The organism is Dyella telluris (assembly GCF_014297575.1).
Classification (GTDB): domain Bacteria; phylum Pseudomonadota; class Gammaproteobacteria; order Xanthomonadales; family Rhodanobacteraceae; genus Dyella; species Dyella telluris.
Genome location: NZ_CP060412.1, coordinates 1,668,634 through 1,684,371, shown reverse-complemented (window position 1 = coordinate 1,684,371; position 15,738 = coordinate 1,668,634). Strand labels below are relative to the sequence as shown.

Here is a 15,738-nt window from a genome sequence, read left to right as displayed (position 1 = left end):
TCTGCGTTCCGGTGTACCGTTCCGTCGAAGGCCCGCGGCCTACGAATGGAGCAACGCATGTCCCGGAATCGCCTGTTCAGTTCTCTCGCGCTCGCCCTCTCCCTGGCCCTTGGTGCCGGGACGACGCCAGCCAGCGCCGCCGACGCCCCGTCGGCACACGCCGCGAACGTCCAGCCTTCGGGCGTCTACTACGAAATCTTCGTGCGCGCCTGGTATGACACCAACGGCGACGGTATCGGCGATCTCAATGGCGTCACGGCCAAGCTCGATTACCTGAAGAACCTGGGCATCAGCGGTATCTGGCTGATGCCGATCAACAGCTCGCCGAGCTATCACGGCTACGACATCACCGATTACTACGGCATCAACCCGCAGTACGGCACGACAGCCGACCTGGAGAAGCTGGTGGCCGAAGCGCACAAGCGCGGCATCGCGGTGACCATGGACATGGTGATCAACCACACCGGCAACACGCATCCGTGGTTCGTGGCAGCGCAGAACCCCAACGACACGCATCGCGACTGGTACAGCTGGACCTCGACCAAGCCGGATCTCAAGGCCCTCAGCGCTACCGATACGCCGATCTGGCACGCCGGCAGCGATGGTTGGTACATCGGCGTGTTCGGCGGCCACATGCCGGACCTCAACTACGACAACCCGGCCGTACGTGCCGAGATGATCAAGGTGGGCCAGTACTGGCTGGGCAAGGGCGTGGACGGTTTCCGCCTGGATGCCGCCAAGCACATCTATGTCGACTTCAAGTCGGACGTGCACAGCGAGAAGGCGCTGGAGAAGAACGTCCAGTGGTGGACCGAGTACCGCGAGGCGCTGCAGAAGACGAACCCGAAAGTGACCCTGGTGGGTGAAGTCAGCGCGACCTCGCCCAAGGAGCTGGCCCCGTATCTCAAGCCGCTGGGTTCGATCTTCGATTTCCCGCTGGCGGAGCAGCTGATCGTCAGCGCCAAGGGCGAGAAGGCCGGCAAGCTCGGCCAGCTGCTCAAGGACACCTACGATGCCTATAAGGTGGCCGGGGACGCCCCGCACATCGATTCCACCTTCCTGTCCAACCACGACCAGGAACGCGTGATGAGCCGCCTCAACGGCAACGTCGACCACATGCGCATGGCGGCGGCGATGCTGCTGACCCTGCCGGGCCGGCCGTACCTCTACTACGGCGAAGAGCTGGGCATGGAAGGCAAGAAGCCGGACGAGAACCTGCGCGAGCCGATGCGCTGGCAGCGCGAGGCAGGTCCGGGCGAGTCGCGCTGGAAGCCGTCCAGCGTCAACCAGGGCCAGGCCGTTTCCGTGCAGGCGGAGCAGGACGATCCGAACTCGCTGTACAACACCTATCGCACCCTGATCAGCTGGCGTGCGCAGAACAGCGCGCTGCGCGACGGCGACCTCACCGTGCTGGCCACCGGCAAACCGAACCTGGTGGCGTACTGGCGCAACGACGGCAAGCAGAAGCTGCTGGTGGTGCACAACCTTTCCGGCAAGGACGCGGTGTGGAAACCTAAGGCGGATCTTCTGCCCAGGGACGCCACCGTGCTGATGACCACCAAGACGCAGGCCACGCTGGACAACGGCAGCCTCACGCTTCCCGCCTACAGCACCGTGGTGTTGCACTGATGCGCGCACGTCTGCTCGCGCTCGCCCTGCTTTCCGCCATGACCGCCGCGCCGGTGGTCATGGCGGTGCGCAACGACGCCAGCGCGGATCGCATGGAACTGGCCTTGCCCAAGGGCAAGCTGGAGCTGCGTCTGCTGGCTCCAGGCATCGTCCAGCTGCGGGTGGATGGCACCCGCGAGCCGGCGACACCGGTGATCGACGAGCAGGCCAGCTTCGATCCGGTGGAGGTGAGCCGCGAATCGCAGGGCGACGAACAGATCCTGCGTTCTGCGGCACTTGCCGTGCACTGGAATCCACGCCGTGCCGAGCTGCGCGTGGAAGATCCCGCGGGCCGCTTGCTGCTCAGTGCCGACCTGTCGCGGGCTATGGACGGACACTGGTCACTGCGTCACGCGAAGGGTGATCCGCAGTACGGCATCGGTGGCCTAAATGCCTTCGATCCGGCCACGGGCAACCTGCTGCGCGAAGGCAGGCAGATCGCCACGGCCGGGGAACAAGGCCACACCGGCGCGCCGTTCGTATGGAGCACCGCCGGTTACGGCGTGCTCGCCGATGCCGAGCCGGCGCGCTTCGACCTGTCCGCCACGGATATCCGCATCCAGGCCGCACCGGTGACGAAGCACAAAGATGCAGCGCTGGCGCCGCCGCCCGCGCCGCCGGTGCGCACGATCTACCTGCTGGTGGGTGCGCCCGATGCGCTGTTCGCACAGATGCGCCAGCTTAGCGGCGCGTCGCCCATGTTCCCCAAATGGGCCATGGGCTTCACCAACAGCCAGTGGGGCATCGACCAGAAGGAAGCGCTGGCGCTGGTGGATACCTATCGCGCCAAGCACATTCCCATCGACAACTTCACCTTCGACTTCGACTGGAAGGCGTGGGGTGAGGACATGGGCGAGTTTCGCTGGAACACCGACAAGTTTCCCGACGGTCCGGACGGCAAGCTCAAGGCGCAAATGGACCAGCGCGGCATGCACATGACCGGCATCATGAAGCCGCGCCTGCACGTGAACACCGTGGAAGGCCGCGAAGCGACCGAGAAGGGCTTCTGGCTGGCGCAGTCGAAGGAAGCGCCGGACTACTTCTCGCACAAGCCCGTGCGCGATGTGGATTTCGACAAGCCGGAAGTGCGCGCCTGGTTCTTCAACGATGCGCTGAAGAAGTCGTTCGACACCGGCATCGTGGGGTGGTGGAACGACGAGGCGGACGACAGCGGCGTCGATACCCAGTTCCTCAACATGCAGCGCACCATGTACGACGGCCAGCGCGCGCACAGCGACCAACGCGTGTGGTCGGTGAACCGCAACTTCTACCTGGGCTCGCAGCGCTACGCGTACGGCGTGTGGTCGGGCGACATCCAGAGCGGCTTCGCCAGCATGGCGGCACAACGCCAGCGCATGCTCGCTGCCTTCGACGTGGGTGCGATGCACTGGGGCATGGACGGTGGCGGCTTCAAGGCACCACGCCCGACCGACGAGAACTACGCCCGCTGGATCCAGTTCGGCGCGTTCACCCCGGTGTTCCGCGTGCACGGTGATTTCGGCCAGAAGCGCCAGCCCTGGGTGTACGGTCCCGTGGCGGAGAAGGCCGCGACCGACGCCATCCGCCTGCGCTACTCGCTGATCCCGTACATCTACAGCTACGAGTACCACGCGCACGCCGATGGTGTGGGGCTGGTGCGCCCGTTGCAGTTTGCCTATCCGCAGGATCCGGCCCAGCGCGATCGCATCGATGCGTGGATGTTCGGCGACTACCTGCTGGTGTCGCCCGTCGTGGAGCAGGGCCAGACGATCAAACACCTGCGCCTGCCGAAGGGCAAGTGGATCGGCTGGTTCGACGGCAAGGCGTACGACGGCGACAGCGATGTCACGCTCGGCGTCGATGCAAAGCACTGGAGCGACATTCCGCTGTTCGTGCGCGAGGGCGCCATCATCCCGCAGCAACCGGTAATGGATTACGTGGGCCAGCAGGCGGTAACGTCGCTGGACGTGCAGGTATTTCCGTCCGCTGCGCTGACCAGCTTCGATGTCTACGACGACGATGGCGAGACCTACGCTTACGAGAAGGGCGCGTATGCCCTGCAGGGTCTTTCCGTTCGTCGCGATGCCGGCAAGGTGAGCTTCCGCGCCGCCGCGCCGACAGGCAGCTTCAAGCCCGCACTGCGCAACTACGTGCTGGCCATTCATGGCGATCCGGCCACGTCGGTGAGCCGTGACGGCAAGGCGATGGCACAGGCGCCGAGCCCGGAAGCCCTGCGTGCATCGGATGGCGAAGGCTGGGTGCAGGGTCGTGATCGGTTTGGTGAGGTGACGTACGTGAAGATCGACGCAGGCAAGGTGCAGAACATCGAACTGGCGACCCAGGCGGTGCAGCCGTGAGTGGCGGATTCTCCCCGCGCCGCCGGCTCGCCCTGGCCTGTGTCGCGGTGCTGTTCGCCGGAGCCGTGCAGGCCGACGCCATCACGGCGCAGGGCACGGTGAACTGGCAGGGCAAGAGCGCCAGCATGAGCACGCAGGCCGACGGTGGCTTCGTGCTTCACGCGCCGGCAGGTGATCGTGCCATTCCCGCGCAGAAGCTGCGCGTGCACACGGCCAGCCCGTTGTTTGACGGCCTGTTCGCCATGGCGCAGGACGATCTTTCACACGACTCGGTGTCAGCCATCAAGGACGGTGCTTACGACCACGGCAAGGAGATTCCCTGCGACTGCTTCGCCACCGGCGAAAAGTGGCCGTATGTGTGGACGCGTGACCTGTCGTACTCGATCGATCTGGCGCTGTGGCGCATCGACGCCAATCGCGCGCGACAATCGTTGCGCTTCAAGTTGTCCGATGTGCGCGAGCCGTCGGCGCCGCAGGGCCTGTATGTGATGCAGGACACCGGGTCGGGTGGCAGCTGGCCGATCAGCACCGACCGCGTGGTGTGGTTCCTGGGCGCGGCCCGTCTGCTCGACGACCAGGCCTTTGCCGACGACACCTGGCACGCGCTGAAGGACACGCTGGCGCAGGACCGTTTGTATGTCTTCGACGGCACGCTGGGCCTGTATCGCGGCGAGACTTCGTTCCTCGACTGGCGCGAGCAGACCTATCCGGCGTGGACCGAGAAGGACGTGCGCTTCATCGGCGAGTCGTTCGCACTATCCACCAACGTGCTGCATTACCAAGCGCTGCAGCTGGCGGCGAAGCTGGCCGAGCAGCGGCACGATGCTTCCGCGAAGGACTTTCACGCGCAGGCCGAGGCCCTGAAGCAGGCGATCAACGCGCATTTCTGGCGCGCCGACCGCGGCATGTACATGAGCTACATCGGCCCTGGCGCGATGCCGGTGGACAGCTATGACCTGCTCGGCATCGCACTGGCCGTCACCAGCGGTGTGGCCGATCCGGCGCGGGCGAAGCAGACGCTGGCCCACTATCCCGCGTGGCCGGCGGGCAGCCCGGTGATCTGGCCGGAACGCCGCGACCAGCCCGTGTACCACAACCGCGCCATCTGGCCGTTCGTGAGTGCGTACTCGCTGCGTGCCGCGCGCGTGGTGAATGATGCGCCGCGCATCGCGCATGAGATGGATTCGATCCTGCGCGGTGCCGCGTTGGCGTCGTCCAACATGGAGAACTACGAGCTGGTCTCGCAGGCGGTGCATGTCGAGGAGGGCAAGCTCAGCGGTCCCGTGGTGAATTCGCCGCGCCAGCTGTGGTCGGTGGCCGGTTACCTGGACATGGTGATCGGCGGTGTCTTCGGCGTGGGCGACGATGGCCGCGTGGATCCGAAACTGCCGGTGTCGTGGCTGGCGCCGTTGTTCGGTGACACGCAGAAGATCTCGCTGGACCTTGCCGGACAGCGCATCTCGCTGGTGCGTCCGGCGAAGGTGGATGGTGATTTGCTGGTGGCGCAGTCGCAACATCGCGAAGGCGATGAAACCGTGGTCCAGCTCAAGGCCATCCGTTCCGGTGCCGCTCCGCTGCGCCTCGATGCACCGCTGTTCGGCCCCGACATGCCGGGAGCGCCGGCCGTGGCCGATACGCCGGACGGCTGGAAAGTCAGCTTCGACGGCAAGGGTGTGCTCTATGTGGATGGCCGACGCATCGGCGCCATCGATGGCAGCCTCACTGTGCCCAAGGGCGACACGCGCCAGTGCTTCCAGCTCACCCGGTTGGGTGCGGACGGAGTGGAGTCGTTGCCCGGCATGGCGACCTGCAAGGGTGACGAGTCGCGTCTCGCCGGCCAGGGGCCATGGGAATGGAAGGCCGCCAAGGCAGGCCGTTTCGCCGTCTCGTTCGACTACGCGAACGACCACGGCCCCATCAACACGGGCGTGACGGCCGCCGTGAAACTGCTGGACGTTTCATGCGATGGTGCAGCGCCGCAGCGCGTTCCGGTCGTGATGCCGCATAGTGTGGGGCTACAGCGCTCCAGCACGGCCACGATCACGGCCCCGGCGGGAGCGCTCTGCCGTTTCCGTCTGGACCAGGGGTTCAACATGAGCGATCTGCGCCACAACGCGCATTACACCGGCGAACAAGGCGGCGCGTCCGGCCCGGTCAACGACGCCGCGGTGCAGGCCATGCTGGTGTCGCCGGCCCCGCAGGGATCGTCCGCGCCATGACGCGCAAGCCCGAACTCTCGTTCTGGCAGATCTGGAACATGTGCTTTGGATTCCTGGGCATCCAGTTCGGGTTTGCGCTGCAGAACGCCAACGTCAGCCGCATCTTCCAGACGCTGGGCGCCGATGTGGGCGACATCCCCGCGTTGTGGATCGCCGCGCCGTTCTCGGGCCTGCTGGTGCAGCCGGTGATCGGTTACCTCTCCGACCGCACGTGGACGCGGCTGGGCCGGCGCCGGCCGTATTTCCTGATCGGTGCGGTGCTCACCACACTGGCCCTGCTGTGCATGCCCAACTCGCCGGTGCTGTGGGTGGCGGCGGGGCTGCTGTGGATCATGGATGCCTCCATCAATATTTCGATGGAGCCGTTCCGTGCCTTCGTCGGCGACCAGTTGCCGCCGCGCCAGCGCCCGCAGGGCTATGCCATGCAGAGCTTCTTCATCGGCGTGGGCTCGGTGGTGGCGTCGCTGCTGCCGTGGCTGCTGGCCAAGCTGGGCGTGAGCAACGTGGCGGGGGAGGGTGCCATTCCCGACACGGTGAAGTATGCGTTCTATCTCGGCGGCGTGGTGTTGCTGGGTTCCGTGCTATGGACAGTGCTGCGCACGCGCGAGTATCCGCCGGGCGAGCTGGAAGCCTTCAGCGACAGCCCGGTGGAAACCGAACAGGTGGATGCCTCGCGTGCATGGCGCCTTGGCGTCGTGTTGATCGTGGCGGGCCTGGCCATGCTGGCGGTGATCCACTACTACGCGGCGGAGAAGGAGCTGTACCTGCTGGCCGGTGGCCTTGCCCTGTTCGGCGTGATGTTCTCGTGGCTGTCGGCCACGCGTTCGCGCGGCATGTTGCGGCAGGTGATGGGCGACCTCTACGGCATGCCCGAAACCATGCGCCGGCTGGCCGTGGTGCAGTTCTTCTCGTGGTTCGCGCTGTTCGCCTTGTGGATCTACACCACGGCCGGCGTGACCTCGGTGCATTACGGCACCACCGACACGCATTCAGCGGCCTACAACGAAGGCGCCAACTGGGTGGGCGTACTGTTTGCTGCGTACAACGGCTTTGCCGCAGTCGCCGCGGCGGCCATCCCGTGGATGGTGCGACGCTGGGGCCTGCGTACCAGTCACATGGTCAATTGCTGGCTGGGTGGCGCGGGCCTGCTGTCGTTCCTGGTGATACGCGACCCGCAGTGGCTGCTGTTGTCGATGGTGGGCGTGGGCTTTGCGTGGGCATCGATCCTGTCGCTGCCGTACGCGCTGCTGTCAGACAACCTGCCGGCGACGAAGATGGGCGTCTATATGGGCATCTTCAATTTCTTCATCGTCATCCCGCAGCTGATGGCGGCCAGTGTGCTGGGCCTGCTGTTGCGCCTGTTCTTCCACGGGCAGCCCATCTGGGCGCTGGCCATGGGCGGCGCCAGCCTGGTGATTGCCGGACTGTGCACGTTGCGCGTGGCGGAACCGTCGGCGCAGTTGTCGGCGATCGAGGCGCGCTAGCCATTTCGCTTTTGTAGGAGCGCACTTGTGCGCGACAGCCGAGACCGGTTGCGCGGGCTAATAAAAGTCCGCGGTCGCGCACAAGTGCGCTCCTACAACAAGGGTTCAGGCGGATCAGCGAGGCTTGAGGCTGGACTTCCGCACGATCAGCTTCGCCGGCAGCATGGCGCTTTCGGCGGGCTCGCCGCGGATCAGCGCAAGCAGGTTGTCCACCAGGATCTCGCCCGCCAGCTTGGTGTCCTGCAGCACCGTGGTCAGCGGCGGACTGACGAAACTGGCCATCGGGATGTCATCGAACCCGGCCAGCGCCACGTCTTCGGGCACGCGCAGGCCATGATCGGCCAGTGCGCGCATGGCGCCGATGGCGATCAGGTCGCTGGCGGCGAACACCGCATCGAAGGCCACGCCACGTTCCAGCAGCGTTTCCATGGCGTTGTAGCCCGATTGCTCGGTGCTCTCGGCGTTCACCTGTAGCAACGGCTCGGCCTCGAGGCCGGTGTCGTTCAGTGCGCGCGAGTAGCCGCGGTAGCGGTCGAAGAATTCGGGATAGTGGCTGGAGGCATCGCCGAGGAAGGCGATGCGCTGGCAACCCTGGCCGAGCAGGTGCAGGGTGACCTCACGACCGCCACTGACGTTGTCGCAGCCCACGGAGACATCCGGCTGGTCCGGCAGCACGGCACCCCAGCGCACGCAGCAGGTGCCCTGGTCCACCAGCTTCTGCAGCTTGTCGCGCGTGGCGAGGTAATCGCCGTAGCCGAGCAGGATGATGCCGTCGGCCTTCTTGCTGTCCGCGTAGTCGGCGTGCCAGTCGCGCGAGAACTGCTGGAACGAGATCAGCAGGTCGTAGCCGCGCTGCGCACTGGCGCGCGTGATCGAGCCGAGCATGGAGAGGAAGAACGGGTTGATGTGCGACTCGTCCGCCGTCGGGTCCTCGAACAGCAGCAGGGCCAGCGTGCCGGTATGCCGGGCGCGCAGGCCCGAGGCGTTCTTGTCCACCTTGTAGTTCAGTTCATCCACTGCCGCCTGGATGCGCCGACGCGTCTCCTCGTTGACGAGCGGGCTCCCGCGCAGCGCGCGCGACACCGTTGACTGGGACACGCCAGCCAGGTGGGCAATATCGAATGAAGTGACTTTTCCCTTGATCTGCACGCGGCAATAACCCTCGGAGCCGGCCGTGCTCCCTGTGGCCAGATGGTTGGTTGGCGCAAATCCTAGCGGCTTGCGTGCTCGCTGTCCTTTCCTGGACGAGCGGGCCTGGACGAGCGGGCATAAAAAAGCCCCGAGGATTAGGGGGGAATCCTCGGGGCCGGGGTGGCAGCGAAACCCAGGGGAGAGGTTCGCTGACCGGTTGGGTCCGTCCAGGGAGGTGGCGGACCCGCGGACGCCGTTGCGTGCATCCGATAACTAAGAACGCGGGAAACGGCAAAAGTTGCACGCGCTGCATCAATTTTGGTCAGGGTCGGTTCATTTGACGGAAATCGAACATTTCGCCGGCTTCCCCTGTAGGAGCGCACCCTGTGCGCGACCGCGGACGATCGGCTTATCTCTGTTGCCGGTTGCCCCGCGGGGTTGGTCGCGCACAGGGTGGCCATCTCAGCCTCAGTGCGCCTCATCCCAGTTCTTGCCCACGCCGGCCTCCACCAGCAGCGGTACGGAAAGCTCGGCCGCCCCTGACATCCGCTCGATCACGCCGGCGCGGACCTCGTCGATCACATCCTTGCGCACTTCGAACACCAGTTCGTCGTGCACCTGCATGAGCATGTGGGCGTCGTCGTTGCGGGTCAGCAGCCAGCCGTGCACGGCGATCATGGCGCGCTTGATGATGTCCGCCGCGGTGCCCTGCATGGGCGCGTTCACCGCGGCGCGCTCGGCGCCGGCACGCAGCGCCTGGTTGCGGGCGGTGAGGTTCTCCAGGTACAGGCGGCGGCCGAACAGGGTTTCCACGTAACCATCGCGATGGGCCTGCTGGCGGGTGGCCTCCATGAACGCATGCACGCCGGGGTAGCGCGCGAAATACCGCGCCATGTAATCGCTGGCTTCGCCGCGGTCCACGCCGAGCTGGCGGGCCAGGCCGAAGGCGCTCATGCCGTACATCAGGCCGAAGTTGATGGCCTTGGCGGCGCGCCGCTGGTTGGTGGTGACCTCGGCCGGCGCAATGCCGAACACCTCGGCGGCGGTAGCGCGGTGCACGTCGCCGCCTTCGTGGAAGGCCTTGAGCAGGCCTTCGTCGCCGGACAGGTGCGCCATGATGCGCAGCTCGATCTGCGAGTAGTCGGCCGCCAGCACCACCCAGCCCTCCGGCGCCACGAACGCCTGGCGGATGCGCCGGCCTTCCTCGGTGCGGATGGGGATGTTCTGCAGGTTCGGATCGGACGAGGACACCCGCCCCGTCGCCACCGAACCCTGGTGGTAACTGGTGTGTACGCGCCCGGTGCGCGGGTTGACCATCTCCGCCAGCTTGTCGGTATAGGTGGAGCGCAGCTTGGCCAGGCCGCGGTAGTCGAGGATCAGGCGCGGCAGCGCGTGGTCGTCGGCAATCGCGTCCAGCGCTTCTTCGTTGGTGGACGGCTGGCCAGTCGGTGTCTTTACCTTGATCGGCAGGCCCAGTTCGTCAAACAGCACGGCCTGCAGTTGCTTGGGCGAGTCGAGGTTGAACTCGTGGCCCGCGGCCTTCCAGGCTTCCTGCTGCAGTTCCAGCATGCGCTTGCCAAGCTGCTGGCTCTGCAGGCGCAGGTTGCCGACATCGATCAGCACGCCGCGCTGTTCCATCGACGCCAGTACGGGAATCAGCGGGATCTCGATGTTCTCGTACACCGAGCGCAGCGTGGGTTCGCTTTCCAGCTTCGGCCACAGGGCGTGATGCAGGCGCAGGGTGATGTCCGCGTCTTCGGCGGCGTAACGGCATGCCGTGTCCAGGTCCACGTGCGAGAACGGAATCTGCTTGGCGCCCTTGCCGGCCACCTGTTCGTACTTGATGGTGTCGACGTCGAGGTATTTCTTCGCCAGCGAATCCATGTCGTGGCGCGTCGCCGTGGCGTTCCACACGTAGGACTCCAGCATGGAATCGTGCGCGAGGCCGGCCAGGCGGATGCCGTAGTTGGACAGGATGTTGATGTCGTACTTGGCGTGCTGGCCCATCTTCGGGCGGCTGGCGTCCTCGAAGAACGGCTTGAGCGTCGCGAGTACGTGCTCGCGCGAAAGCTGCGCGGGTGCGCCGGGGTAATCGTGGGCCAGCGGCACGTAGCAGGCGAATCCCGGCTCCACCGACAGGCTCAGGCCCACGATGTCCGCCTGCATCGAATCGATGGAGGTGGTCTCCGTGTCGAACGACACCAGCGGTGCGGTGGCGATCTTCGCCAGCCAGCCATCGAACTGCGCCTGCGTGGTGACCAGTTCGTACTGGCCGGCCATGGAGAGATCGGGCGCGCTGCCTTCCTGTAGGAGCGCACCCTGTGCGCGACCGGGTTCGGAGGAAGCGCCCGTCGAGTCCGTGTCGCGCACAGGCTGCGCTCCCACCGACGCGTTGCCCTTTTCGGCCTCCAGATCCTTCAGCGCCGCCTTGAACTCATAGCGCGCGTACAACTCGCGCAGCTGATCCACATGGCGCTCGCGGAACGTCAGTTCGGTGACCGACTGGTCGAGCGGCACGTCGAGCTTGATGGTCACCAACTCCCGCGACAGCGGCAGTTCCGGCAGCGCCGCGCGCAGGCTCTCGCCGATCTTGCCGCCCACCTTGCCGGCGTTGGCCATCAGGTTGTCGAGCGTGCCGTATTCGGCCAGCCACTTGGCAGCGGTCTTCGGGCCGCACTTGGGCACGCCGGGCACGTTGTCGACGGTGTCGCCGGTGAGCGAGAGGAAGTCCACGATCTGCCCCGGCTCGACGCCGAACTTCTCGACCACGCCTGCGCTGTCCATGGTCGTGTTGGTCATGGTGTTGACCAGATGCACGCCGGGGCGCACCAGCTGCGCGAGATCCTTGTCGCCGGTGGAGATCTCCACCTCGATGCCCTGCGCGTGGGCCTGTTCGGCCAGCGTGCCGATGACGTCGTCCGCTTCCACGCCACCCACGCGCAGGATGGGGAAACCCAGTGCACCGACGATGGCCAGCATGGGGTCCACCTGTGCGCGCAGGTCATCGGGCATCGGCGGGCGGTTCGCCTTGTACTGGTCGTAGAGCTGGTTGCGGAACGTGGGACCCGGCGCATCGCTGACAAAGGCCACGTAGTCGGGCTTTGCCTTGAGCGTCGCCCGCAACATGTTCACCACGCCGAACAGTGCGCCGGTAGGCTCGCCCTGCGAATTGGTGAGTGGGGGCAGCGCGTGGAAGGCGCGATAGAGATACGACGAACCGTCGATAAGGATGAGCTTGGCCATGGGGCATTCTCGCATGCGTGCACCACGCGGTGAGTCCTGCGTTCAGGCGCTGGCGCGTACCCGCCATGTCGTCCAGCCGTGACGGGGACAGGCGCGTGCGGCCGCTTCACAAGCCATGCGGTTTTGCGCTGTTATGCTCCATTCCCCACAGGAGGCCGTCATCATGAAACCCGTCGTATTACTTGCAGTTCTTGGTGTGGCCGTTGCATCGAACGCATTTGCCCAGTCGTCCGCCAGCCAGTTCCCGCCGGCCCCGCCGCCGCCGGGCATGAACGACCCGGGCGTGAAGGCCGTGGCGCCGCCGGCACCGGCTCCCGTCGCACCCGCGCCGTCGTCGGCGAAGCCCTCGGCAAAGTCCGGCGCGGCCAAGGTTTCGGCCGATACCTCGGCCACCCTGAGCCAGCCGGCCACCTCCACGCCCGCCACCTCCGATGCCCAGCCGCGCGATCCCAACGGGAATACGCCGCCGCAGGTGAAGGTGCGTACCGAGGGTGACCAGACCATCCAGGAATACAGCCGCAGCGGTCAGGTCTACATGGTCATCGTGACGCCCAAGGGCGGCATCCCGCAGACCTATATGGTCGACCAGAAGGGTGCGTGGACGAACCAGGCCGGCGAGCCGGTGAAGCCGGTCATGTACAAGGTCATCGAGTGGGGCAAGAGCCGCCCCGCGAATGACCAGGACAACGGCGGCTGATTCGTCGCCCATGCGTCCTTTGCCGACGGGGCACGCATGAACCTGCGCGACAGCTGGCTGCTGTTCGCGCTGGGGTCGGCGTTCTTCGCCGCGCTCACGGCGCTGTTCGGCAAGCTGGGCGTGGCGGGGATCAATTCCAACCTCGCCACGTTCATCCGCACCATCGTGATCCTGCTGGTGACGGCCGGCATCCTCAGCCTGAGGAATGAGTGGGCGCGTCCCACCGGCCTGCCGGCGAGCAGCTGGGTGTTCCTCGTGTTGTCCGGCATCGCCACGGGGCTTTCCTGGCTTTGTTACTACCGCGCCCTGCAACTGGGCCCGGTGAGCAAGGTGGCCCCGATCGACAAGCTCAGCGTGGCCATCGCCATTCTGCTCGGCGTGCTTCTGCTGGGCGAACAACTCAGCTGGTCGCTGGCCATCGGCGGCGGGCTGATCGTGGCGGGCGCCATCATCATCGCGGTGTTCTGACGGCTAGATGGCATGCACGTTGGCGGCGGGATGCAGCGGCGAACCTGCGCCCATCAACGCATACAGTTCGTTGGTCCGCTGCTGGGTGGGGGTTGGCCGCTGCGAGTTCCAGCTGTAATCGTAGAAGTCGATCCAGCCTTCCGTTATTACCAGCAGCGGGGCGAGAAAGCAGGCCACGAGTGGGAGATCAGCCGTTCCGTGCTGCCATAGCGACAAGCCAAAAAATACGCTCACGACCAGCAGCATGTACGTGCGCAGAGTGGTTTTCGCATCTTTGAACCTGGCGTAGCTCATGGACGTAATGCGGCCATTTCCGCGAAAAAGTCCCATGTTGCCGTGGCAAACGAAAACCGCGTCGTCATCAAGCGTTCGCAAGGCGAACAAAGCGTTTGAGCCGACTCTGTCGATCAGCTCGCCGTCGCTGACCGCGATTTCTACCCGCTGGCCCTCTCGTAGCGCAGGGCCTTTGTCCAGCGCCTCGACCCACAGCATGCAAGGGTGGCCATCGAGCAGAAAGCGAAAGCCGCTGTAGCTCTTCGCTGGTCGGCTGCTGCCGATTCTCCATTCCAGTTGCAGATGTTCAATGGCGCCGATCAGGTGCTTCATGAGGTGAGCCGATCCAACAGGATCCATGGCGGCCAATTATCTCGGCCACTTGCGCCACCATCCATGAGAGCCTTCTGGAACGCAGGGCCAAGGGGCAGCCCCTGTCTGCGTATCAGCTTTCGTCCAGCTCCGGGTAGTGCCGGAAGATGCCATCCTGGTTGAATGGAATGCGTCGCGGTGAGGCGAGATACGCCGCGATGTTCGGCCTCGCGGCGACACGGTCGCGCAGCGCACGCAGGTGCGTGGTACGGCGGCGCAGTGATTTCATGGTGTTGGGGAAGGCGTACTCCAGCCCGGACATCAGCTGGAACAACGACGAGTCCACGTACGAATGGCGGCGTCCGATGGCATGCAGCCCGTCACCGCGTTCCAGCACGTTCTCGAAGTAGCCGAGATATTTCGGGATGCGCTCGGCGCAGAACGCAGCGGAGCGCTTGCGGGCCTCCGCGCGCTGCTCCTCGTAGTACTGCTCGACCGAAATGGGGTGATGCGTGTCGTGCGCTTCGGCGACGACATCGGTAATCGTCTGCTGCAGCTGGGCCGCAAAGGTCCGGCCCGCGGCGGAAGCTGGCACCAGTCCGTGGCGTGGCGCGAGAAAGGCGAGGATGTTCGCCGTCTGCGCAATCACCAGTCGTCCGGCGCGCAGGAACGGTGGCGCGAACGGCAGCGCACCGGCGTGCTCGCTGCGCAGGAACGGCATGATGGCCTGGTCGCCTCGCTCGCGCGCGACGTCGGTATAGGTCGCGCCGGCATCTTCCAGCGCAAGGCGAACGAATTCGCCGCGGCCCTGGATGCCGCTCCAGTAATAAAGCTCGTAACGCATGACGGAAGCCTTCGGAGAAAGCCGCAGGCTAGGGGAGCTGCATTCAAGGTTGCGTGAGCAGGGCCGCGTGCGACCTGACTACAGCGGGCGCGGCGGTGCGCTGGTGAGCGAGCGCAGGCGCTCCCACACCAGCGTCGCCAGTGGCGACAGCGAGCGCTGGCGACGCTTGAGCAGAACCACCTCGCGACTTTCCTGCGGCGACAACGGGCGCGTCACCAGCGTAGGTGGTGGCGGCGACAGCGCCGGGCTCACGCTGATGCCCAGCCCTGCCTCGACCATGCGGAAGGCGGTGAGCGTATGCCCGGTCTGCTGCACCACGTTCGCGCGGATGTTGCGACTCGCCAGGGCCTCGTCGATCAGGCGGCGACTACCGGAGGAATAGTCGAGCAGGATCAGCGGCTGGCCCTGCAGCTTGCGCCAGGGCACGCGATCCAGTGCCGCCAGTGGATGATCGGGGCGACACACCAGCACGAACGGATCGCGCATCAGCAGTTCGCTGTCGAATTCACCGGTGAGCGGTGGATCGATGGCCACGCCGAAATCCACTTCGCCGCCGCGCACGCTGTCGAGCACCAGGGTCTGCGCCTGGTCGTGCAGCTGGATGGTCAGCTCGGGATAACGCACCGCGCAGTCGGCGATGCATTGGGGCATCAGGCCGGCCGAGAGCGTCGGTACCGAAGCCACGTGGACCTTGCCGCGCTTGCGCTCGTTCTCGGAGTGGATGTGCGAAAGCACGCCTTCCAGTTCATCCAGCACGCGCCCGATGGCGCTCTCCAGATAGCGACCCGCGTCTGTGGGTATGACTTCGCGGGTGGTGCGGTCGAACAGCCGGAGGCCCAGCTCGGCCTCAAGGTCGGCGATGTAGCGGCTCACTGCCGGCTGGCTCAGGTGCAGGCTCTCCGCCGCCCGGCGGAAATGCTGCTGCCGGGCCACAGCGAGAAAGGCTCGAAGCTGGCGCAGGCTGATATTCATGCCGTTATTGTATCAGTAGATCAGATAAAACGATTTGATTAATCAATGGCCTGGCGGTCCAATAGCGCCAATCCCCTGATCTGTCCCCTAC

Annotated in this window: 11 protein-coding genes; 6 read left to right on the top strand and 5 right to left on the bottom strand. The window is 65.6% G+C overall.

Annotation, left to right across the window (positions count from 1 at the left end; translation table 11 throughout):
• Positions 1-57 precede the first annotated feature (57 nt).
• From H8F01_RS07695 to H8F01_RS07680, 4 genes are all read left to right on the top strand, one after another.
• Entirely contained in the window at positions 58-1,629 is a 1,572-nt protein-coding gene (locus tag H8F01_RS07695) for an alpha-amylase family glycosyl hydrolase (RefSeq protein WP_187058409.1), read from the top strand.
• Complete coding sequence (locus H8F01_RS07690) at positions 1,629-4,004, top strand: glycoside hydrolase family 31 protein (protein WP_187058408.1); 2,376 nt, start codon at positions 1,629-1,631, stop codon at positions 4,002-4,004. Before H8F01_RS07695 ends, H8F01_RS07690 begins: the two co-directional genes overlap by 1 nt.
• Positions 4,005-4,129: 125 nt before the next feature.
• Complete coding sequence (locus H8F01_RS07685; RefSeq protein ID WP_425490110.1) at positions 4,130-6,223, top strand: alpha-L-rhamnosidase-related protein; 2,094 nt, start codon at positions 4,130-4,132, stop codon at positions 6,221-6,223.
• Positions 6,220-7,707 (top strand): MFS transporter, encoded by a 1,488-nt coding sequence (locus H8F01_RS07680; protein ID WP_187058406.1) that lies wholly within the window; start codon positions 6,220-6,222, stop codon positions 7,705-7,707. Before H8F01_RS07685 ends, H8F01_RS07680 begins: the two co-directional genes overlap by 4 nt.
• Positions 7,708-7,821: 114 nt before the next feature.
• Here H8F01_RS07680 and H8F01_RS07675 read toward each other — a convergent pair whose 3' ends face one another.
• Complete coding sequence (locus tag H8F01_RS07675) at positions 7,822-8,850, bottom strand: LacI family DNA-binding transcriptional regulator (protein ID WP_187059206.1); 1,029 nt, start codon at positions 8,848-8,850, stop codon at positions 7,822-7,824.
• Positions 8,851-9,306: 456 nt separating this feature from the next.
• Positions 9,307-12,081 carry a DNA polymerase I gene (gene polA, locus H8F01_RS07670; protein WP_187058405.1) on the bottom strand — a complete coding sequence of 925 codons (2,775 nt, stop codon included), beginning with the start codon at positions 12,079-12,081 and terminating at the stop codon, positions 9,307-9,309.
• A 163-nt stretch (positions 12,082-12,244) separates the two neighbouring features.
• Here polA and H8F01_RS07665 point away from each other — a divergent pair, with 163 nt between their 5' ends.
• Both H8F01_RS07665 and H8F01_RS07660 read left to right on the top strand, forming a co-directional pair.
• A complete protein-coding gene (locus H8F01_RS07665) occupies positions 12,245-12,778 on the top strand; it encodes a DUF2782 domain-containing protein (protein ID WP_187058404.1) in 534 nt (177 codons plus the stop codon).
• Between the two features lie 36 nt (positions 12,779-12,814).
• Entirely contained in the window at positions 12,815-13,246 is a 432-nt protein-coding gene (locus H8F01_RS07660) for an EamA family transporter (protein WP_187058403.1), read from the top strand.
• Between the two features lie 3 nt (positions 13,247-13,249).
• Here the strand turns inward: H8F01_RS07660 and H8F01_RS07655 are convergent, their stop codons facing one another.
• From H8F01_RS07655 to H8F01_RS07645, 3 genes are all read right to left on the bottom strand, one after another.
• The gene (locus H8F01_RS07655; RefSeq protein WP_187058402.1) at positions 13,250-13,852 is read right to left on the bottom strand and encodes a hypothetical protein; all 603 of its coding nucleotides are present in this window, start codon (positions 13,850-13,852) and stop codon (positions 13,250-13,252) included.
• Between the two features lie 112 nt (positions 13,853-13,964).
• Positions 13,965-14,675, bottom strand: a complete 711-nt coding sequence (locus H8F01_RS07650) for a glutathione S-transferase (protein WP_187058401.1) — start codon at positions 14,673-14,675, stop codon at positions 13,965-13,967.
• A 78-nt stretch (positions 14,676-14,753) separates the two neighbouring features.
• Positions 14,754-15,647, bottom strand: a complete 894-nt coding sequence (locus H8F01_RS07645; protein WP_187058400.1) for a LysR family transcriptional regulator — start codon at positions 15,645-15,647, stop codon at positions 14,754-14,756.
• Positions 15,648-15,738 lie beyond the last annotated feature (91 nt).